The 20,357-nt window shown below is 60.0% G+C and carries 17 protein-coding genes; 7 read left to right on the forward strand and 10 right to left on the reverse strand.

Annotation, left to right across the window (positions count from 1 at the left end):
- Nucleotides 1-165 precede the first annotated feature (165 nt).
- The 4 genes from aroA to rpsA all read left to right on the forward strand — a co-directional run bounded on the left by aroA (nt 166) and on the right by rpsA (nt 4,690).
- The gene (gene aroA, locus EV281_RS11160) at nt 166-1,518 is read left to right on the forward strand and encodes a 3-phosphoshikimate 1-carboxyvinyltransferase (protein ID WP_132653128.1); all 1,353 of its coding nucleotides are present in this window, start codon (nt 166-168) and stop codon (nt 1,516-1,518) included.
- 1 nt (nt 1,519) lies between these two features.
- Nucleotides 1,520-2,161 carry an FMN-binding negative transcriptional regulator gene (locus EV281_RS11165; RefSeq protein ID WP_132653129.1) on the forward strand — a complete coding sequence of 214 codons (642 nt, stop codon included), beginning with the start codon at nt 1,520-1,522 and terminating at the stop codon, nt 2,159-2,161.
- Between the two features lie 4 nt (nt 2,162-2,165).
- Nucleotides 2,166-2,810 (forward strand): (d)CMP kinase, encoded by a 645-nt coding sequence (cmk, locus tag EV281_RS11170; RefSeq protein ID WP_132653130.1) that lies wholly within the window; start codon nt 2,166-2,168, stop codon nt 2,808-2,810.
- Between the two features lie 176 nt (nt 2,811-2,986).
- Nucleotides 2,987-4,690, forward strand: coding sequence for a 30S ribosomal protein S1 (gene rpsA, locus EV281_RS11175; RefSeq protein WP_132653131.1), 1,704 nt, complete (start codon nt 2,987-2,989; stop codon nt 4,688-4,690).
- A gap of 75 nt (nt 4,691-4,765) precedes the next feature.
- Here the strand turns inward: rpsA and EV281_RS11180 are convergent, their stop codons facing one another.
- From EV281_RS11180 to EV281_RS11190, 3 genes are all read right to left on the reverse strand, one after another.
- Complete coding sequence (locus tag EV281_RS11180) at nt 4,766-6,301, reverse strand: hypothetical protein (RefSeq protein ID WP_132653132.1); 1,536 nt, start codon at nt 6,299-6,301, stop codon at nt 4,766-4,768.
- A 224-nt stretch (nt 6,302-6,525) separates the two neighbouring features.
- On the reverse strand, nt 6,526-7,152 hold the full coding sequence (locus EV281_RS11185) for a ribonuclease D (RefSeq protein ID WP_132653133.1): 627 nt from the start codon (nt 7,150-7,152) through the stop codon (nt 6,526-6,528).
- A 111-nt stretch (nt 7,153-7,263) separates the two neighbouring features.
- The gene (locus EV281_RS11190) at nt 7,264-7,473 is read right to left on the reverse strand and encodes a SlyX family protein (protein WP_132653134.1); all 210 of its coding nucleotides are present in this window, start codon (nt 7,471-7,473) and stop codon (nt 7,264-7,266) included.
- Between the two features lie 168 nt (nt 7,474-7,641).
- Between EV281_RS11190 and uxaC the strand changes: the two genes are divergently transcribed.
- On the forward strand, nt 7,642-9,057 hold the full coding sequence (gene uxaC / locus EV281_RS11195; protein WP_132653135.1) for a glucuronate isomerase: 1,416 nt from the start codon (nt 7,642-7,644) through the stop codon (nt 9,055-9,057).
- Complete coding sequence (locus EV281_RS11200; protein ID WP_132653136.1) at nt 9,054-10,511, forward strand: mannitol dehydrogenase family protein; 1,458 nt, start codon at nt 9,054-9,056, stop codon at nt 10,509-10,511. The genes uxaC and EV281_RS11200 overlap by 4 nt, the downstream gene beginning before the upstream one ends.
- A 121-nt stretch (nt 10,512-10,632) precedes the next feature.
- On the opposite strand, the gene EV281_RS11205 is transcribed toward EV281_RS11200, so the two are convergent.
- The 7 genes from EV281_RS11205 to EV281_RS11235 all read right to left on the reverse strand — a co-directional run bounded on the left by EV281_RS11205 (nt 10,633) and on the right by EV281_RS11235 (nt 19,364).
- Nucleotides 10,633-13,083: an FAD-dependent oxidoreductase gene (locus EV281_RS11205; RefSeq protein WP_132653137.1), complete on the reverse strand. Its 2,451-nt coding sequence runs from the start codon at nt 13,081-13,083 to the stop codon at nt 10,633-10,635.
- Complete coding sequence (locus EV281_RS11210) at nt 13,084-13,959, reverse strand: phosphotransferase (RefSeq protein WP_132653138.1); 876 nt, start codon at nt 13,957-13,959, stop codon at nt 13,084-13,086.
- Nucleotides 13,960-14,029: 70 nt separating this feature from the next.
- Nucleotides 14,030-15,106, reverse strand: coding sequence for a sn-glycerol-3-phosphate ABC transporter ATP-binding protein UgpC (ugpC, locus tag EV281_RS11215; RefSeq protein WP_132653139.1), 1,077 nt, complete (start codon nt 15,104-15,106; stop codon nt 14,030-14,032).
- A 16-nt stretch (nt 15,107-15,122) separates the two neighbouring features.
- The gene (locus EV281_RS11220; protein WP_132653140.1) at nt 15,123-16,196 is read right to left on the reverse strand and encodes a Gfo/Idh/MocA family oxidoreductase; all 1,074 of its coding nucleotides are present in this window, start codon (nt 16,194-16,196) and stop codon (nt 15,123-15,125) included.
- A 35-nt stretch (nt 16,197-16,231) separates the two neighbouring features.
- Complete coding sequence (locus EV281_RS11225; protein ID WP_132653141.1) at nt 16,232-17,119, reverse strand: carbohydrate ABC transporter permease; 888 nt, start codon at nt 17,117-17,119, stop codon at nt 16,232-16,234.
- Nucleotides 17,112-18,071, reverse strand: a complete 960-nt coding sequence (locus tag EV281_RS11230; RefSeq protein ID WP_165911866.1) for a sugar ABC transporter permease — start codon at nt 18,069-18,071, stop codon at nt 17,112-17,114. The genes EV281_RS11225 and EV281_RS11230 overlap by 8 nt, the downstream gene beginning before the upstream one ends.
- Nucleotides 18,072-18,077: 6 nt before the next feature.
- Nucleotides 18,078-19,364, reverse strand: coding sequence for an ABC transporter substrate-binding protein (locus EV281_RS11235; protein WP_132653143.1), 1,287 nt, complete (start codon nt 19,362-19,364; stop codon nt 18,078-18,080).
- A 207-nt stretch (nt 19,365-19,571) separates the two neighbouring features.
- Between EV281_RS11235 and EV281_RS11240 the strand changes: the two genes are divergently transcribed.
- Nucleotides 19,572-20,246: a TetR/AcrR family transcriptional regulator gene (locus tag EV281_RS11240; protein WP_132653144.1), complete on the forward strand. Its 675-nt coding sequence runs from the start codon at nt 19,572-19,574 to the stop codon at nt 20,244-20,246.
- The last annotated feature ends 111 nt before the right edge of the window (nt 20,247-20,357 follow it).

A 20,357-nucleotide genomic window follows, 5' to 3' on the forward strand; every position in this document is an offset into this window, starting at 1 on the left:
AAGCTAAACTTCACAGGGCACTTCAGCCTTTTGCCCGGCATTCCGGATGACCGCTCGGCGAGTTTGTGCTAACCAGCCGCGATTGCCGCGGGGCTCGCTGGAAAAAATATGCTGGCACTGAGCTGTGAGCGGATTGAATATGTTGCCTTTGCAAGGGATTAACCCATGTCCCAAGGTTCCACACCGAAGCCGGCCATCGCTCGCAAATCTTCCGGGCTTTCCGGAACCGTCCGTATTCCCGGCGACAAGTCGATCTCGCATCGCGCGCTCATGCTCGGCGGGCTGGCATCGGGAGAAACGCGCATCACCGGCCTCCTCGAAGGCGAGGATGTGCTCAATACCGGCAAAGCGATGCAGGCGATGGGCGCCGTGATCCGCAAGGACGGCGGCGAATGGATTGTCAACGGGACAGGTAATGGCGCCTTGCTGGCATCGGAATCCCCGCTCGATTTCGGCAATTCAGGCACCGGCGCGCGCCTGTCCATGGGCCTTGCCGGCGTCTATGATTTCGACACCGTCCTTGTTGGCGACGCTTCGCTGTCCCGTCGCCCAATGGGCCGCGTGCTCGACCCGTTGCGTCGTATGGGCGTGCAGGTGAAGGCCGTAGAGGGCGATCGTCTGCCGGTCATGCTGCGCGGACCGGAAACGCCGGCCCCGATCCATTACACCTTGCCCGTCGCCTCGGCGCAGGTGAAATCGGCGGTGCTGCTTGCCGGCCTCAATATACCGGGTGTGACGACGGTTATCGAGCCGGCGATCACGCGTGACCATACCGAAAAGATGCTGGTCGGTTTCGGCGCAGAATTGTCGATCGAGACTGACAAGGACGGTACACGGACGATCCGGCTGCAGGGGCGCGGCAGGCTGACCGGCCAGGTAATCGAGGTGCCCGGCGATCCCTCTTCTGCCGCCTTCCCGCTTATCGCAGCTTTGCTGGTGCCCGGCTCCGACATCACAATTTCCAATGTGCTGATGAATCCGACACGAACGGGGCTGATCCTGACGCTGCAGGAGATGGGCGCCGATATCCAGATTCTCAATCTCCGCCTGGCAGGCGGCGAGGACGTGGCGGATCTGCGCGTGCGCCACTGCGAACTGACAGGCGTCAGCGTACCGGCAGAGCGTGCGCCGGCGATGATCGACGAATATCCTGTGCTTGCGGTTGCCGCCGCCTTTGCGAAAGGCAAGAGCATCATGAACGGCCTGCAGGAATTGCGGGTCAAAGAATCGGATCGTCTCTCTGCCGTTGCGGACGGACTCAAGCTCAACGGCGCCGAATGCGAGGAGGGCCAGGACTGGCTTTCCGTAACCGGTCGGCCTGACGGCAAGGGGCTTGGCAATGCAGCGGGTGAGCGGGTCGTCACGCACCTCGACCATCGTATCGCTATGAGCTTCCTTGTCATGGGGCTGGCTTCGGAGCATCCTGTCGGGATCGACGACAGCAATATGATCGCCACCAGCTTTCCGCAGTTCATGGATCTGATGAAGAGCCTCGGGGCAAGGATCGAGCAGGCCTGACATGTATCAGCCACCGCATTTCCGTGAAGACGATCTTGGCGTGCAGCACGCGTTGATGCGCGCACACCCGCTTGGTCTGCTGATTACGGCAGGCGCCTCCGGGTTGATCGCCAATTCCCTGCCGTTCCATCTCGATGCCGACGCATCGGAGAAAGGTACGCTTCGATTGCATCTGGCACGAGCGAACGAGCAGTGGCGCGATATCGCCGCTGGTGCACCAGTGCTTGTCGTCTTCCAAGGCGCCAATTCCTATGTCACGCCTTCCTGGTACAGGACGAAGGCCGAGACCGGCAAAGTGGTACCGACTTGGAACTATGCGATCGTACAGGCGCGCGGCCCGGCCCGGGTGATCGAGGATAGCGGCTGGCTGCTTTCACAGATCAACGCGATTACCGGCGAACATGAGGGCCAGCGCGAAAAACCGTGGTCCATCGGCGATGCGCCTGATGATTTCATCCGCTCCCAGCTCAAGGGCATCATCGGCATCGAAATCGAGATCACCGAGATCGAAGGCAAGTGGAAGGTGAGCCAGAACCGGCCGATTGCCGACCGGGAGGGTGTTGCCAAGGGCCTAGGCGAAATGGCAGAGCAGGCGGAAATGCAGGAATTGGTGCGCCGCTACGGCGGCCTCGGCACGGAATGATTTTATGACCGACAGCTTCGTCATCGCTATCGACGGCCCCGCCGCGGCGGGCAAGGGTACGCTTTCGCGAGGGATCGCAGAGCACTACGGCTTTCACCATCTCGATACCGGCCTCACTTACCGGGCGACCGCCAAGGCGCTGATCGACGCCGGACTGCCGCTCGATGATGAAACCATTGCCGAAAAGATAGCGCGCGAGGTTGAACTGGGCGGTTTGGATCGCGATATATTGTCCAAACACGAGATCGGCGAAGCTGCCTCGAAGATTGCCGTGATGCCGTCGGTCCGACGGGCACTGGTCGAGGCGCAGCGGCGGTTTTCGGAGAAGGCGCCGGGGACGGTTCTCGACGGCCGCGACATCGGCACCGTCGTCTGCCCCGCGGCCCCGGTGAAACTTTTTGTGACGGCATCGCCGGAAGTGCGTGCAAAACGCCGCTACGACGAGATTATCGGCAAGGGCGGCTCGGCGGATTTCGATGGCATTTTCGAAGACGTCAAGCGACGCGACGATCGGGACATGAACCGGGCGGACAGCCCGATGAAGCCGGCAGTCGATGCACACTTGCTTGACACGTCGGAAATGAGTATAGAGGCCGCGTTTCAAGCTGCTAAGTCGTTTATCGACGCTGCCTTGAGCCGAAATGCCTAAAACAGCAATTTCCGTGCTTCGTGCGCGGGACGCCATGCGAAAGCAAGCCTGAAATTCCGTCCAAGCGCCGGATTGCCTTCTTGAAAGAGGGGCGGACTGGGTTCAGGCCCATTCAACTCGAACCAACCGGCGCATACGTGAGCCTTGACGCTATCGAAGGCCACGCAGGAGATTTTATGTCAGTAGCAACTCCCTCTCGCGAGGATTTCGCGGCCCTTCTCGAAGAGTCCTTTGCCAAGAATGATTTGGCTGAAGGCTATGTTACCAAGGGTATCGTCACGGGCATCGAAAAGGATGTCGCCGTTGTTGACGTTGGCCTGAAGGTCGAAGGCCGCATTGCGCTCAAGGAATTCGGCGCACGTGCCAAGGACGGTTCGCTGAAGGTCGGCGACGAAGTCGAAGTTTACGTTGAGCGCATCGAAAACGCCCTGGGCGAAGCTGTTCTGTCGCGCGAGAAGGCTCGCCGCGAAGAAAGCTGGATCAAGCTCGAAGCCAAGTTCGAAGCTGGCGAGCGCGTCGAAGGTGTTATCTTCAACCAGGTCAAGGGCGGCTTCACGGTCGATCTCGACGGTGCGATCGCCTTCCTGCCGCGTTCTCAGGTCGACATCCGTCCGATCCGCGACGTTACGCCCCTCATGCACAACCCGCAGCCCTTCGAAATCCTCAAGATGGACAAGCGCCGCGGCAACATCGTGGTTTCGCGTCGTACGGTTCTGGAAGAATCCCGTGCCGAGCAGCGTTCTGAAATCGTTCAGAACCTCGAAGAAGGCCAGGTTGTTGACGGCGTCGTCAAGAACATCACCGATTATGGTGCGTTCGTTGACCTCGGCGGCATCGACGGCCTGCTGCACGTCACCGACATGGCGTGGCGCCGTGTGAACCATCCGTCGGAAATCCTGAACATCGGCCAGCAGGTCAAGGTTCAGATCATCCGCATCAACCAGGAAACCCACCGTATCTCGCTCGGCATGAAGCAGCTCGAGTCCGATCCGTGGGATGGCATTCAGGCCAAGTATCCGGAAGGCAAGAAGATCTCCGGTACCGTCACGAACATCACCGATTACGGTGCGTTCGTCGAGCTGGAGCCAGGCATCGAAGGCCTGATCCACATCTCGGAAATGTCCTGGACCAAGAAGAACGTCCACCCCGGCAAGATCCTGTCCACGAGCCAGGAAGTCGAAGTCGTCGTTCTCGAAGTCGATCCGTCCAAGCGCCGTATCTCGCTCGGCCTCAAGCAGACGCTGGAAAACCCGTGGGCAGCATTCGCCCGCAGCCATCCGGCCGGCACTGAGGTTGAAGGCGAAGTCAAGAACAAGACCGAATTCGGCCTGTTCATCGGCCTCGACGGCGATGTCGACGGCATGGTCCACCTCTCCGACCTCGACTGGAATCGTCCGGGCGAGCAGGTTATCGAGGAGTACAACAAGGGCGACGTCGTCAAGGCTGTCGTTCTGGACGTCGACGTCGAGAAGGAGCGCATCTCGCTCGGCATCAAGCAGCTCGGCAAGGACTCGGTCGGCGAAGCTGCAGCTTCCGGCGACCTGCGCAAGAACGCCGTCGTTTCGGCTGAAGTCATCGCTGTCAACGACGGCGGTATCGAAGTGAAGCTCGTCAACCACGAAGACATCACTTCCTTCATCCGTCGCGCCGACCTCGCTCGCGATCGCGACGAGCAGCGTCCGGAACGCTTCTCGGTCGGCCAGACTGTCGATGCCCGCGTTACCAACTTCTCCAAGAAGGACCGCAAGATCATGCTGTCCATTAAGGCTCTGGAAATCGCGGAAGAGAAGGAAGCCGTCGCACAGTTCGGTTCGTCCGACTCGGGCGCTTCGCTCGGCGACATCCTCGGCGCGGCTCTGAAGAACCGCGGCGGCGAATAATCCTTCGCTGATCCCTTAGAATTGAAGAACCCGCCGGAGCGATCCGGCGGGTTTTTCGTTTAGATTACTGGCTGGCTACTCCCATCCGACCATGCGCTGGTAGAGGGCATAGACCGGGTCGGCGACCGTTACCGGCGCGGTGGACGGGTCGGGATCAAACATCTTCGGCTGGCGCCGCTCCTCCCGCGGAGCTTCCCCGTCGCCGGCCTGCTGTTCATCGCCGCCCCGACCGGATTGCGCCTGCTGTTGCTGCTGATCCTGCGAACCATCGTTCTCATGATGGCGACGAGGAGGCTCGTCGGCCTTGGCCGCCTTATATTCATCGCGGGCGAACTGATATGGCGTCTGCGCATATGGGAGACCGTCCGGCATACGTGCCGCGAGCGGAACATATGAGGGCAGCTCGGCGACTGCGCCGGGAACCGGTTGCGGCTGGGCGGCGATTTCCCTGTCAGGACGAGGCGCCTGGGCGACCGCGGCAATTTCTGCCTGGGACGGACGAGAGGCCGGGGGGGCTTGGGCAGATGCGGGCTCGGCCACGTCGTCCGGTCTTGTGCGAACCAGGCTCTCCGTCGCCTCCATCATGACGGCCTCGTCCAGCATCGCATCGATTTCGACGGCTGCCTCGACAGGGACATCCATCAACAGAGCAGCGGCTTCCTGCTCGTGGATGATCGTCGCGATCATCTGCGAAACCTGTTCGGTCATGGAGCTGACAATGCCGGTCCAGTTACGCGGGATGACCGGATCAGCCTTGGCAGAGATCGCCTGCTGTTGAAGCTGCGGCAGGTCAACGGATTCGATCTGCTCCGCCGCTATGGTTTCCTGTTCGTTCGGCAATGAGACAGCCGGTGTCTCGTTGGTGTCCCGCAATGTGGCCGACTGTGGAGGAGTTTCACGCGTAACAGCCACAGAGCCAGCCTTCTGGGTTTCGGCGGCAATGTCGGTCATGTCGGCTGCAGCGACAAGGGCTTCAGCTCGCGTGGTCTCTTCGGCTGCCACGGGCAGGGCCACATTTTCGGCAGGCTTTGCTGTCGGCAGACGAGTGCCGGATTCCTGAAGCTGGATTTCCGGCCGCGCTTCGGCGCGCGGCGGTGGCGAGGCGTCATTCTGACCATATGAGCGCACGACGGCGCGGGCCGCGAGATCGCGGTCCTTGTAACGGACGGTCTCAAGATAGGCGATCACGCGGGCGGCCTGCAGGCCAGTGGGGTCTTTGAGGGCCGCGGCGACCATCCTCAGGGGCAGGCTGTGGCCGTCTTCGGAAAGCTGACGCTCGACTTCGTCGATCTCGGCGTCGGGCAGGCGGCGGATGGCATCAGCAACACGAGCGGCAAAAGCCTGATCGGTCTCACCTTCGCTTCGCTGCAGCGAGATGGTCCGCCCCGTGGCATTGATGATGTCGAGAAGCGCTTCGATCATGCGCTGCCGCGCGGCAATGAGCAGAATATTGAGCTTGCCCGCAATCGCGGCGTTCAGGTCGGCTGCTTCAACCGCATTCACCGGGGCGGGGGCGACCACCGAACGGTCGAGGCCACTGGCAACGACTGCCGCCGTCTGGCCTTGAGAAGAAAGGCTTGCATTGGACGCTGAACGAATGGGAGACAACACAGGCATGCTCCTTTCGCAAAGTGGCTATGAAAGCAGGTTCACAAAAGGACCGTGCTCATCCGGTCCCCAGCATCCTGGCAGATCCTCCTGTCCGCGTCGGCGCAATTTTCCGCGCTATCGAATGCATAAAAATTGATAATAATGTTAACGAAAACGTCTTAACGAATAGCTAACGGCCGCAGACGATATCCGCGGCCGTACCGGCATGTCCGAAGAAATGCGTCTCAGCTATGGGCGAAGATATCGGCCTCTTCCCAGCCGAGAAGATCGAGCTTAGCGCGCGTCGGCAGGAACTCGAAGCAGGCCGTCGCATGCTCCAGGCGGCCATCTCGGATAAGGCGCTGGTTCAGCTTGTCACGCAGCGCATGCAGATAGAGCACGTCGGAGGCAGCATATTCGAGCTGCGCCGGGGACAGCGTTTCGGCCGCCCAATCGGAGGACTGCTGAGCCTTGGAAATATCGACTTCCAGCATTTCCTTGAGAATATCTTTCAGGCCATGACGATCCGTGTAAGTGCGGGTCAGGCGTGAAGCGATCTTGGTGCAGAAGACTGGTGTCGTCGTGACACCGAAGGTATGGAAGAGCACAGCGATATCGAAGCGACCGTAATGAAAGATCTTCTGGCGCGACGGATCGGCAAGCAGTGCAACGAGATTCGGCGCCTCTTTCTGGCCGGCCGCAATACGAATCACATCGGCTGATCCGTCGCCGGGCGAAAGCTGCACGACGCAGAGGCGGTCCCGGCGCGGCACGAGGCCGAGAGTTTCAGTATCGATCGCGATGGCGCCGGTATAACGGGCGGCATCCGCTGCAGAAATATCGCCTTGATGAGAACGGATGGTGACAGCCATGGAATGTCTCTCGGTCAGCTTTGTCTTTCCGGGGCTATATCGCAAAGGGCGGACGCGCGAAACCGCTTTCCTGCGTAGCCGGCCACGAGGTGGCCGCGCTACAGGCCCCGCTCAATAATGTGGCGGTTTGGTGATCGCCGGCGCTTCCAGCGATTGTTCTTCGAGGCTCAGGAAACGCTCAGTCAGCCGATCGAGCTTCGCTCGCGTCTGCTCGACGACCTTCCATTGTTCTGCAAGCTGATCGGAAAGCTCCTCGATCGTCCTTGCCTGATGCGCCAGCATTTCTTCCAACTTAGTGACACGGGCTGTCTCGTCGGACATCGGTTTTCTCCCTGATATCAGGGGCATTCCAAAGCCCAAATAGGCCGGAACGTCAATGGTTCGAAGGCCAACGAAAAACGAATCCGAATGTGAACCGTCTGGTTACTAAAAGCCCTTGCCGCATCCGTTCGTGTGGGGTAGGGCCTTATCCATCAGGGAGGATTACTAATGGATGTAGGTAACGGCTTTCTTCATCCGGACCGGCTCTTTCCCGCCGATCCGGCAACGCGGGCAATCGCGCGCGATCTTTACGAGACGGTGCGCAGCCTCCCAATCCTCAGCCCGCACGGACATACCGAACCATCCTGGTTTGCAGACGACAAGGCCTTCGAAGATGCCGCCTCGCTGCTCGTCATTCCCGACCACTACCTCTTCCGCATGCTACACAGCACCGGCACCAGGCTCGATGAGCTTGGCGTGCCGCGGCTTGACGGCAAGCCAGTAGCAAGCGGGCGGGATATCTGGCGCGCTTTCGCTGCAAAATACCACCTTTTCCGCGGAACGCCTTCCAGCCTCTGGGTCGATCACGCCATGTCGGCCGTGCTCGGTTGCACCGAGCCGCTGACACCTGAGAATGCCGACTCGCTGTACGACCACATCAACGCGCAGCTGAAACTTCCGGAATTCCGCCCGCGGGCGCTGCATCAGCGCTTCGGCATCGAGACGATTGCCACGACCGAAGGCGCGCTCGACCCGCTTCCGCACCACCAGAAGATGGCAGCTGACGGCTGGATCGGCAAGGTGCGCACCACCTATCGGCCGGACAGCGTCACCGATCCTGATGCCGTTGGCTTCCGTGACAATCTCGTCAAGTTCGGCGAGATCACCGGCTGCGACATCACTAAATGGGATGGGTTGATCGACGCGCACCGCAAGCGGCGCGCCTATTTCCGCCAGTTCGGCGCGACGGCGACCGATCACGGCGTACCGACCGCCTTTACCGCCGACCTGCCGCTGGCCGAGAAACAGGGGCTGCTTGATAAGGCGCTGAAGGGACCGCTTTCAGCTTCCGACGCGGAGCTTTTCCGCGGTCAGATGATGACGGAAATGGCTGGTTTGTCCGCCGAAGACGGCATGGTGATGCAGATCCATGCCGGCGCGCGCCGAAACACCGACCGCGAACTTTTCGAAAGCCGCGGACCGAATATGGGCGCCGATATTCCGACGCGGACCGATTGGGTCGGCGGTCTCAATGCCCTGCTGTCGAAATACGGCCATGCGCCAGGCCTGCGTATCCTGCTCTTTACGCTCGACGAGACAACCTATGCCCGCGAACTCGCCCCGATGGCGGGCCACTGGGCTTGCCTGATGATCGGGCCGCCCTGGTGGTTCCACGACAGCCCGCTCGGCATCCGCCGTTATCTCGACCAGGTGGTGGAGACGGCCGGTTTTGCCAATCTTGCCGGTTTCAACGATGACACGCGCGCGTTGCTGTCGATCCCTGCCCGCCACGACGTCTGGCGCCGCGAGATCTGCCGCTTCCTGGCGCAGCTTGCAGCTGAGCATCGGATTTCCAGGAAGGATGCCGAAATCGTCGCGCGCGAACTCTCCTATGACAATGCGAAGAAGGCCTACAAGCTGTGAGTGACAGGCTGCAAACCACAACCGGCCTTGCGCCGACGGCAAAGCTTCCCGCCTATGACCGGGGTACACTGAGGGCCGGCATTTTGCATCTCGGCCCCGGTGCTTTCTTCCGCGCGCATTTTGCGCCTTTCACGGATGCTGCGCTCGCAGCTGCAGGCGGCGACTGGGGCATTGAGGTGGCGAGCCTTCGCACACCCGATGTCGCGGACAATCTCACCGCCCAGAACGGGCTCTATACGATGCTGATCCGCGACACCTCGGGCACGACGGCACAAGTGGTCGGCTCAATTCTTGGAGCGTATGTCGCGCCACGCGATCCGGCCGGCCTGCTGGCGCGGCTCGAAGACCCTGATATCCGCATCGTCAGCATGACGGTGACGGAAAAGGCTTACGGTTTCGATCCGGCAACGGGCGGGCTCGACCTCAAGCATCCCGATATCGTCGCCGACCTTGCCAACCGGCATGCGCCGCGCGGCGTTATCGGCTATTTGGTTGAAGGCCTCGCGCGCCGCCGGCAGAAGGGCATCGCGCCGTTTACGCCACTCAGCTGTGACAACCTGCCGAGCAATGGCGCGGTGTTGAAGCGCCTCGTCCTGGAATTCACTTCCCGCATCGATACCGAGCTGCATGACTGGATCGAAGCGAACGTACCCTTCCCGTCCACGATGGTCGATCGCATCACACCGGCAAGCACTGATGCGACCTATGCCGATGCCAAACGGCTGACGGGCCGCAGCGATCTCGCGGCGATCGAGACAGAACCTTTCACGCAATGGGTGATCGAGGATCATTTCGTCAATGGCCGGCCAGCCTGGGAAAAGGTGCATGGCGCGCTGATGGTCGAGGAAGTCTCGGCCTATGAGAAAATGAAGCTACGGATGCTGAATGGCGCGCATTCGCTGCTTGCATATCTGGGCTATACAGCAGGCTATGAATTTATCCGTGACGTGATGGATGATTCCGGTCTTGCGGCACTGGCTCGCCGACACATGAATGCTGCGGCCGCAACACTCGATCCGGTTCCCGGCATCGATCTCGATACCTATGCGGACGAGCTCATAGCGCGCTTTGCAAATAAGGCGATTGCCCACCGGACCTACCAGATCGCAATGGACGGTACGCAGAAACTGCCGCAGCGCCTGCTAGAGCCGGCGACCGAAGCGCTCGCAAAGGGCGGCAAGGCGGAGACTTACGCGATCGCCGTCGCAGCTTGGATGCGCTACGCAATGGGCGTCAACGGCAATGGCGACCGCTACGAACTGCGCGATCCGCGAGCGGCAGAGATTGCAACGCTTCTCGCCGATGTGCCGCGCAATGGCGGGGCAATTTCAGCGGCGTTGTTCAAGCTCCCGGGGCTGTTTCCGAAGGCGCTGACCGGCAATATAGCCTGGACTGAGGATGTGGCGAACAAACTGGAGATCCTGATTCAGGACGACAGACTACCGCTATATTGATGTTTTCTAACCATCTCCGTTCGCCGCGGGGATCGATCAGGCCCAGATCCCTGGACCTGCTCGGATGTGAAACCGCCGCAGAGTTCTGCTCGAATTGTGTCAATCCAGCCAGTCGTGAGACTCAGGCCTTCACACGGTTCATCTCCGGATCGTAGAGCGGCTTTAGGCTGACCCTGCAAGGCACACGCGCACGGGCGACATCGAGTTCATACGTGCCGGAGAGAATAAAATCCTCCGTCACGCCATCTGGATTGCGCACATAACCATAGCCGATCGGTTTACCGATCGTGTAACCGAAGCCGCCACTGGAAAGCCAGCCGACCCGCTTGCCGTCACGATAGATGGTTTCACGGCCGAGCAGCACGATATCGGGATCTTCGGGCACGAAGCAGGCGAGCATTTTCCTCACGCCGCCTTCGAGTTGGCGCTTGATCGCCTCCCGACCTTTGAACGGCGTGTTCTTTCGCACCTTTACGGCCCAACCGAGACCGGCTTCGATAGGCGTATGGTCGGGACCGATATCGGAGCCCCAGGCACGATAGCCTTTTTCCAGACGGCAGCTTTCAATGGCGCGGTAACCGGCATTGACGAGACCGACCCGGGCGCCTGACGCCATCAGCGCGTCGTAGACGGTCGTCGCATATTCAATCGGCACATGCAATTCATAGCCAAGCTCGCCGACATAGGTGATGCGCAATGCCCGGACAGGGCAGCCGGCTATGCCAATGGTCTTGACCCGACCGAACGGGAACGCGGCGTTGGAGACATCGCTGGTCGTGACCTTTTCCAGGACCGAACGGGAATTCGGCCCCATCAGCGAGAGCACGGTATAGGACGAGGTGACGTCGACCAGTTCGGCATGAAGGCCATCGGGAATGTTGCGCGAGATCCAGTCGAAATCATGCGTGGCGAAGCCCGTGCCGGTGACGATGTAATATTCGTTCTCGGCGATGCGGGCGCAGGTGACGTCGCATTCGATGCCGCCCTTGTCGTTCAGCATTTGCGTGTAGATCAGTGAGCCCAAGGGCTTTGCGACATCGTTGGCGGCAATCCATGATAAGGCAGCCTCGACATCCCTGCCCTTGAGCACGAACTTGGCGAATGATGTCTGGTCGAAGATGACAGCAGCTTCGCGCACGGCCTTGTGCTCACGGCCAACGGCATCGAACCAGTTCTGGCGGCCGTAGGTGTAGACGTCCTTTGGTTCTTCATTGGCGAAGAGATCGGCAAACCAGTTGGGCCGCTCCCAGCCGAGCTTTTCGCCGAAGCAGGCACCCTGCGACTTCAATCGGTCATAGAGCGGTGACTTCCGGCAGGGTCGGCCGCTTGCATATTCTTCAAAGGGGAAGGCGAGCGTGTAGTGCTTGCTATAAGCCTCCAACGTGCGGGTGCGCACCCAGTCCGTATCGAAATGCGGACGGCCGAAGCGGCGGATATCGACCGGCCAGAGATCATAAGGTGGCTCGCCCTTCGTCACCCATTCGGCAAGCGCCATGCCGGCGCCACCGGCGGATGCAATGCCGAAGGCGTTGAAGCCAGCGCCGACGAAGAAATTCTTCAGCTCCGGCGCTTCGCCGAGAATGAAATTGCCATCGGGCGTAAAGCTCTCCGGCCCGTTCAGAAGCTGCTTGATGCCGGCGTTTTCCAGTGCCGGCACGCGGCCGAGCGCCTGCTCCATGATCTGCTCGAAATGATCGAAGTTGCTGTCGAGAAGGGTGTAGTGAAAACCCTTGGGAATGCCATCCAGAGCCCAGCCGATAGGATTCGGCTCATAGCCACCCATGACGATGCCGCCGACCTCTTCCTTGTAATAGGTCAGGCGATCGGGATCGCGAAGCGTCGGGAGATTGGAAGGCACGCCGAAGGATTCGGTGATGATATATTGATGCTCGACCGAGACGAGCGGCACGTTCACGCCGAAGCGGGCAGCGAAACTGCGGGTCCACTGGCCAGCGCAAATCACGACGCGCTCGCATTCGATCCGGCCTTGCGCCGTGATCACGGCGCGGATTCTGCCGTTGTCGATGTCGATATCGAGAACTTCGGTATCCTCGAAAATCGATACACCGGCCATACGGACGCCTTTTGCCAGCGCCTGGGTGATGTCGGAAGGATTAGCCTGGCCGTCCGTTGGCAGGAAAGCAGCCCCGACGAGATCGTCCGTCGTCATCAGCGGCCAGAGATCGAAGGCTTCCTGGGGGCTTAGAAGATGCATTTCGAGGCCGAAGGACTGTGCCGTCGTCGCCTGGCGCTTGACTTCGGTCCAGCGCTCCTGATTGCAGGCAAGACGCAGGCCACCATTCATCTTCCAGCCGGTGCTGAGGCCAGTTTCGGCTTCCAGCTTCTTGTAGAGATCGACCGAGTATCCCAGAAGCTGGGTGATATTGGCGCTTGTGCGCAGTTGACCGACGAGACCGGCGGCGTGAAACGTGGTGCCGGATGTCAGTTTCTTGCGCTCCAGGAGCACAGTATCCGTCCAACCGAGCTTTGCCAGGTGATAGGCGGTCGAGCAGCCGATGATGCCGCCACCGATGACTACGGCTTTCGCCGTTTTCGGTAAATCCTTCGTCATTCAATGATCCTGTTCAAATGCCCGGTAGACGCGATCGAAACGGGCGAGATTTTCGGCGGTGTAGGCGGCGTAATCGAAATCGATAGTCGAATGGATTTCGGAGATCATGCTCCAGAGGGTTTCACGCAACAGCGAGGCGCATTTCATGGCCTGGTAGCGACGGCTGAGATCATCCGTCAAAGACCGGTCGAAATAGGTCTCCAGCATCAAGCGCTCGACCTTCTCGGAAAACTCATTGTTGGAGGCGAGGCCACCGAGATCGAAAAGCGGCGTGTTGAAGCCTGCATAGTCCCAGTCGATCAGCCAGAGCCGCCGGCCGTCGTCGAGGAAATTGGCGGCCAACAGATCATTGTGGCCGAAGGCGATGTCGAAAGGACCGGCTGCCTGTTCGAGTTGCTCGGCTTTCTCAAGCAGGCTGCCCAGCAACGGCGCATGAGGGCTGTTGGCGGCTTTCAGGTTCGCCACATAATCGCGGATCACATGGAAAACCCAGAAGATCATGGCCTGCCCGCGAAAATGGCGGGCCATATCGTGGTGGCAGGTGCGGATCAGCGGGATCAGACGAGCAAGCGTTTCCGGCTTTCTGACATCGTTGGGCGACAGCGGCGCGGCATCGATAAAATCAAGGATCAGCACGCCCGGCACGTGATGGATTACAGCAGGCGAAATGCCGGCAGCATGAGCGGCGCAGCTTGCTGCAAATTCATTCTGCCTGTTGATGTGGTGAACCGGAATGTCGTCGCCGAGGCGAACAACGCGCCGTACTGCGCCATCCCTTACGAGATAGTTCCGGTTGGTGATACCACCGGTGATCGGCGCTATGTCGATCGGGCCATGCCAGATGCCAAGCGCATGAATCCTTTCTTCAGGCGTCACGCATGTCCCCCTCGTAACCCTCAAGGAAATGATGGGCTTGTGAGGGATCGGCTGTCAAGTTTCGGCTGATTTAGATCGTCTTGCCGGTGTCATCAAAGACGTGACAACGCGCCGGATCGAAGGAGGCCTTCACATTGGTACCACGCTCGACCTTCTGCTGGCCGTCGAGCGCGATGGTCAGCGCCTGACTGTCGGGCGTCGTGGTGTAGAGCATCGTGGCGCCGCCGAGATTTTCGACGAGGTCGACATTGACGGTCGAAAGAACTGTGCCGCCTTCCGTTAGAGAGAGATGCTCGGGACGGATACCGAAGGTGACGCTCTGGCCAGCCTGGCCGGCAAGCCTGCGGCCGAGCTGAATGGAATTGCCGCAGACATTGACGGTCGAGCCGGCTTCCGTGACGCTCTCGATGTTAGCGCTAACGAAATTCATCTTCGGGCTGCCAATGAAGCCAGCGACGAAGCGGTTGGCGGGATTGTTGTAGAGGTCGAGCGGTGCGCCTACCTGCTCGATGCGACCGGAATTCAGTACGACGATCTTGTCCGCCATAGTCATGGCCTCCACCTGGTCGTGGGTCACGTAGATCATCGTGTTGCCGAGGCTACGGTGCAGGCGGGAAATCTCGACGCGCATCTGCACGCGAAGCTCGGCATCAAGGTTCGACAGCGGCTCATCGAAGAGGAAGATGCGCGGCTCGCGCACGATGGCGCGGCCGATCGCGACACGCTGGCGCTGGCCGCCTGAGAGTGCCTTCGGCTTGCGCTCGAGCAGCTTCTCGATCTGCAGGATCTGCGCGGCACGGCGTACTTTCGGTTCGATTTCGGCCTTCTTGTAACCTGCGGTTTCCAGACCGAAGGCGAGATTCTTGTAGACGGACATATGCGGATAGAGGGCATAGGACTGGAAAACCATGGCGATGCCGCGCTTGGCCGGCGCCACTTCATTCATGCGCTCGTTGTCGAGCATCAGTGCGCCGCCCGTGATCTCTTCGAGCCCGGCGATCATGCGCAGCAGCGTGGACTTGCCGCAGCCCGAAGGGCCGACGAAGACGGCGAATTCGCCGGGATCGATCGTCAGGTCGATGCCGTGGATGACGTCGAGCGAGCCATAACGCTTCTCGACTTTCTGAAGAACGACACTCGTTGCCATGTTCCGAAATCCCCTCTTATTTGGTTCTTGCACGCCATTCGGCGTATTTCGGGCTGTCAGGACCGATCGGCAGGGCGACATCAGCGCCGCTATCGGAGGATTGATAGATGGCTGTGACCAGCTCCAACGCGCGCCGTGCATCGGCGCTCGTCACCGGAAGCGGGCCTTTGCCCATCAGATAGTCGTGGAAGCGCAGCATCTGAGTGTTGAAGCGCAGCGGCACGGGCTGCCAGTCCGCGATGACGGCATCGATCTTCGCCTGTACCTCATCATCGGCAGCAATGATCTGCCAGGGATCTTGGCCAGGCGCATAGGCCTCGTGGTTGCTTTCGAAGGTGATGTTTTCGAAATGGAGCCTCAGCCGGCTGATTTCGTTCTGCGAGCCGAGCGTGCAGGACAGCGAGACAAACGCGCCGTTCTGCATCTGCAGGCTGACCGAAGCACAGTCTTCGACCTCGATCTCGTTAACGCGGGTTGCCACGCGGCCGAAGACGCGGGCAGCAGGACCGGCAAGATAGAAGAGCATGTCATGCAGGTGGAGCGCATGGGTGACGAGCACGCCGCCGAGCTCGGTTGCCCATTTGCCGCGCCAGGGAACGGCATAGTATTCCGGCTTGCGGCGCCAGAATGTTTCGACCGAGCCCATGTAGAACTTGCCGGCAAGACCGGCATCGATGATGCGCTTGGCCTTTTCGACTCCGTCGCCATACCGATACTGGAAGATCGGCATCAGCGTGCCCTTGGCGGTCTTTTCGGCCTTGATGATTTCATCGGCACCGGCGAGCGAACCGGTGAGCGGCTTTTCGCAGACGACATGCTTGCCGGCGGCGAGAGCCGCGATGACCTGTTCCTTATGGATGCCTGGCGGTGTGCAGATATCGATAATGTCGATGCTGTCGTCTGCGAGCAGCTCGTCGAAAGAGGTCGTGCGCCGTTCGATGCCGAATTCATCCCCGATCGTCTTCAGGCGTTCCTCGTTCAGGTCGCAGATTGCGGCGACCTTGAACTTGTCCGGATGCGGCAGGTAGCCCTCGACGATATGAGAGCGGCCGATACCGCAGCCGATAATCGCGACTGTCTTGATGCTCATGTCATTCATCCTGTCTGGCTTTTCCGTCTCACCCATCAACGCTTCATGCCGGTCGTGGCGATGCCTTCGATCAGCAGACGCTGGAAGAACAGGAAGAAGAAGAAGACGGGCACGAGAGTGAGCGTCGACATGGCAAACAGTCCGCCCCAGTCCGATGCACTGGTGGAGTCCACGAAGGTGCGCAGGCCGAGCTGGATCGTGTAGGTATTCATGTCGTTCAAGTAGATCAGCGGACCGAAGAAATCGTCCCAGGTCCAGATGAAGGAGAAGATGGCGGCGGTGGCCAGAACCGGCAGCGACAGTGGCAGCATGATCTTCCAATAGATGCGCCAGGCGCTGCAGCCGTCCATCATCGCCGCCTCATCGAGCTCACGCGGGATGCCGCGGAAGAACTGCACCATGAGGAAGATGAAGAAGGCGTCGCTGGCCAGGAATTTCGGAACGACCAGCGGCAGGATGGTGTTGACCCAGCCGAGATCGAGGAACAGCACATATTGCGGGATCAGCGTCACGTGATAGGGGATCATCAGCGTGCCGAGCATGATCGCGAACCAGAAGTTCCGGCCCGCAAACCGCAGCCGCGCGAAGGCGAAGGCCGTCAGCGAACAGGCGATGACATTGCCAGCTACGACCAGCAGCGAGATGACGAGCGAATTCCAGAAGAAGCGGCCGAAGGTAATATCGAGGCCGGTCCAGCCGCGCACATAGGACGAGAAATCTACCGATGACGGAATGAGCGAGGTCGAGGAGAAGATCTCGTTTTCCGGTCTGACCGATGCGGACACCATCCACAAGAGCGGATAGAGCATCAGCAGCGAGGCGGCAATCAACAGCGCGTGGATGATAATCGAAGCGGGCAGGCTGCGTTTGGTGATATCCGACGGCGGCCGGGGCGCGGTGACGGAAGCGGTCATCTCAGTCATCGTAATGTACCCAATAGCGCGAGGTCAGGAAGGAGAAGGCGGTGAAGATCGCGATAATCACCACGAGAATCCAGGCGAGCGCCGAGGCATAACCCATGCGGAAATTGCCGAAGGCTTCCTGATAGAGATAGAGCGTATAAAACAGCGTCGAATTGATCGGGCCACCCGTACCGCCTGATATGATGAAGGCCGGCGTGAAGGCCTTGAAGGCGTCGATCGTCTGAACAACGGCATTGAAGAAGATTACCGGCGTCAAGAGCGGCAGCGTGATCTTGTAGAACTGGCGGAATTTCGAGGCTCCATCGAGGCTTGCGGCCTCATACATATCCTGCGGGATCTGGCGCAGGCCGGCGAGGAAGATGATCATTGGCGAGCCGAACTGCCAGACGGAGAGTGCCACCAGCGTGTAGATCGAATAGCTCGGGTGCGAGATCCAGCTCGGACCGACGATGCCGAAATGCGAGAGCGCGGCGTTGACAAGGCCATCGCTGGCGAAGAGCTGACGCCACAACACGGCGATCGCGACGCTGCCCCCAAGAAGCGACGGAAGGTAAAAAATAGCGCGGTAGATCGGCAGGCCGCGCAGGCCCCGATTCAGGGCAAGCGCGACGAGTAGAGCAAAAGTCAGCTTGAAAGGAACCGACAATACAACATAGGTCAGCGTGACGGACATGGCCGATGCGAATTTCGGATCGGCTGTGGCGATGCGCACGTAATTTGCCGCCCCTACCCAACCCGGCGCCCTCAACATGTCGAAGTCGGTGAAGGACAGGTAGAGCGAAATCAGGGCAGGACCAAGCGTAAGGCCGAAGAAGCCTATCAGCCAGGGGAGTAGAAAGAGATAGCCGGGAGCATTGGCATTCCACAGCCGCCGGAAGCGTCCGTCGGCCCGTACTCCCTGATATCTTTCCACGGTTACCGTCCCTGCGGACGTGCGCATCGCATTTGTCATATAAGATCAACCCCGCGCGAGAATTCGGGTGATTTCATCCACGAGCTGCTTGCCGGCATCGGCCGGCTTGACCTGGCCGAAAGCGACCTGTTCAGAGATGGTGCGCAGCACGACCTGGCCTTCGCCGGCGCCGGTCGGCGGCGGGGGCGGAAGCGGGCCGGCGAGATCGCCAAGGCCGCCGACATATTCGAGCGGGATCTTGCCGGTTTCATCGAGCGTGCCGGCAACGACCTCACGCATCGCCTTCGATTCCGGAATACCGCGTTCGACGTCGAGGATCTTGGCGGCATCGGGATTCTTGACGAAGAAGTTGACGTAATCGACAGCCTGATCGATCACCTTCGACTGGGCGGAAACCGAGAAGAACATCGAAGGCTTGCGGTAATGGCCGCCCTTGGAGTCCGGCTTGATCCGCAGATAGTTGCTGAGCATCAGCTTGTCCTTGACCATCGCCTGATAGCCAACGAACTGGTTGGAGTGGGCATAGTCACAGGCAGCCTTGCCGAGGGTCAGCGGGCTGGTGTCGATCGTATCCTTGTAGAGCGCCTGGATATCGGGCGTCACGCAGGCGCCGGCATCGCGGAACTTGGCCCACATGTCGAACCATTCCGCGGCGTCATCCGCACCGAAGGCGATCTTCGAATCCGCCGTGTAGAGCGCCTTGCCGCGCTGGCGCACATAGTTTTCGAAAAGCGGCTCGGCGCCGCTGCCGTCGGCAAAGCCGAAATAGCCCTTGCGCTTGCCTGCCTTGGTGATTTCCGCGCCGATCTTGCCGAATTCCTCCCAGGTCGTCTTGTTCGTCGGCACGTCGATGCCCGCTTCCTTGAAGGCGACCGTGTTGATGACGGTCGCAGCCGAGTTTGCGCCGAGGCTGACGCCGTAGAAATGGCCGTCGACCTTGCCGCCTTCGATCTGCGCCGGATCGAAATCATCGAGCTGCAGCTTCGAGGGCATGTAGGATTCCAGCGGGGCAAGAGCGCCGCGCCGGGCATATTCGACGATGTAGCGATAATCCATCTGGATCACATCGGGGGCGTTGCGGCCGGCCACCTGCGTGGCAAGACGCGGCCAGTAATCGGCCCATCCAAGGAACTCGCCGGTGATCGAAACACCGCTGTTTTTCGTCTTGAAAAGGTCGGAGACCTTGTTTGTGCGGTCGGCGCGTGGCTGAGAGCCCCACCAGATGAGGCGCAGGCGGGTTTCCTGTGCCAAAGCGCTGTTTCCGAGCGCCGAAAGCGACAGGAGCGTTGCCCCGCCCGCCATGAAGTTACGTCTGCTTACACGAAAAGTCATATTGGTTTTCCTCCTCCCAATAGGAAGCGCCTCCACACGCTTCCGAATTAGCCATCTTGCAACAAATAACTAATTGGTTACAAGTTATGTTCAAAGCCTCCGGGCTGTCAAGCGGTGTTGCTGGCCCGGTTGCTCTGACCAAATCGGGTTTTTACATTCTTCCGCTTAAGCCTTATGAGCGCAACATGGGAAGATAGGGGAAATCGCATGAACGACACTGGGGAGAGCGCGAAAAAGAAAGTCAAGCGCCCGTCCGCCGAGCGCACCGCCCAACGCGATCCGGAGCGCACCCGCGCGGCTATACTGGAGGCTGCCACCCGAGAATTTGCCGAAAACGGCATGGGCGGAGCGCGTGTCGATGCCATTGCCGAGCGCGCCGGCACCAACAAGCGCATGCTCTACCACTATTTCGGCGACAAGGAGCAGCTCTATCTGCGTGTGCTGGAGGAGGCCTATGTCAGCATCCGTACGGCGGAACGCGCGCTGAATATCAGCACCCGCAGCCCCGAAGAGGGCATCGGGGAGCTTGCGCTCTTTACCTGGCGCTATTTCCTGCAGCATCCTGAATTCCTGAGCCTGCTCGGGACAGAGAACCTGCACCGGGCCCGCTGGCTGCGCCAATCCGTACGCCTGAAGGAACTGCATTCGCATCTGATCGGCGAGCTCTCGCAAGTACTGGAAGAAGGCAAAAAGGCAGGGGTCTTTACCGAAACTGCCGATCCGCTGCACGTCTATCTGACGATTGCCTCACTCGGCTATTTCTACCTCTCAAACCAGTACACGCTTTCGACGATCTTCGGCCGTGATCTCATTACGCCGGCCAATCTCGATGCCTGGGAAAGGCATATCGTTCACGTGACGCTTTCCTCGATAAAGCGCTGATTTCCAAAAAACCGAATTGGCTATTGACAGCCATAATCCTCTTCTGCCATCAAGTAACTGTTTAGTTACCGACTCGGGAGGGCCGGGCCTGACTGCCCGCTCCCGATGCAT

Source organism: Rhizobium sp. BK418, assembly GCF_004341105.1.
In the GTDB taxonomy this organism is placed as follows: Bacteria; Pseudomonadota; Alphaproteobacteria; order Rhizobiales; family Rhizobiaceae; genus Rhizobium.

Coding starts and splice junctions, on each gene's coding strand:
- aroA (WP_132653128.1), top strand. CDS start 166: ATGTCCCAAGGTTCCACACCGAAGCCGGCCATCGCTCGCAAATCTTCC.
- EV281_RS11165 (WP_132653129.1), top strand. CDS start 1,520: ATGTATCAGCCACCGCATTTCCGTGAAGACGATCTTGGCGTGCAGCAC.
- cmk (WP_132653130.1), top strand. CDS start 2,166: ATGACCGACAGCTTCGTCATCGCTATCGACGGCCCCGCCGCGGCGGGC.
- rpsA (WP_132653131.1), top strand. CDS start 2,987: ATGTCAGTAGCAACTCCCTCTCGCGAGGATTTCGCGGCCCTTCTCGAA.
- EV281_RS11185 (WP_132653133.1), bottom strand. CDS start 7,152: ATGGCTGTCACCATCCGTTCTCATCAAGGCGATATTTCTGCAGCGGAT.
- EV281_RS11190 (WP_132653134.1), bottom strand. CDS start 7,473: ATGTCCGACGAGACAGCCCGTGTCACTAAGTTGGAAGAAATGCTGGCG.
- uxaC (WP_132653135.1), top strand. CDS start 7,642: ATGGATGTAGGTAACGGCTTTCTTCATCCGGACCGGCTCTTTCCCGCC.
- EV281_RS11205 (WP_132653137.1), bottom strand. CDS start 13,083: ATGACGAAGGATTTACCGAAAACGGCGAAAGCCGTAGTCATCGGTGGC.
- ugpC (WP_132653139.1), bottom strand. CDS start 15,106: ATGGCAACGAGTGTCGTTCTTCAGAAAGTCGAGAAGCGTTATGGCTCG.
- EV281_RS11220 (WP_132653140.1), bottom strand. CDS start 16,196: ATGAGCATCAAGACAGTCGCGATTATCGGCTGCGGTATCGGCCGCTCT.
- EV281_RS11225 (WP_132653141.1), bottom strand. CDS start 17,119: ATGACTGAGATGACCGCTTCCGTCACCGCGCCCCGGCCGCCGTCGGAT.
- EV281_RS11230 (WP_165911866.1), bottom strand. CDS start 18,071: ATGACAAATGCGATGCGCACGTCCGCAGGGACGGTAACCGTGGAAAGA.
- EV281_RS11235 (WP_132653143.1), bottom strand. CDS start 19,364: ATGACTTTTCGTGTAAGCAGACGTAACTTCATGGCGGGCGGGGCAACG.
- EV281_RS11240 (WP_132653144.1), top strand. CDS start 19,572: ATGAACGACACTGGGGAGAGCGCGAAAAAGAAAGTCAAGCGCCCGTCC.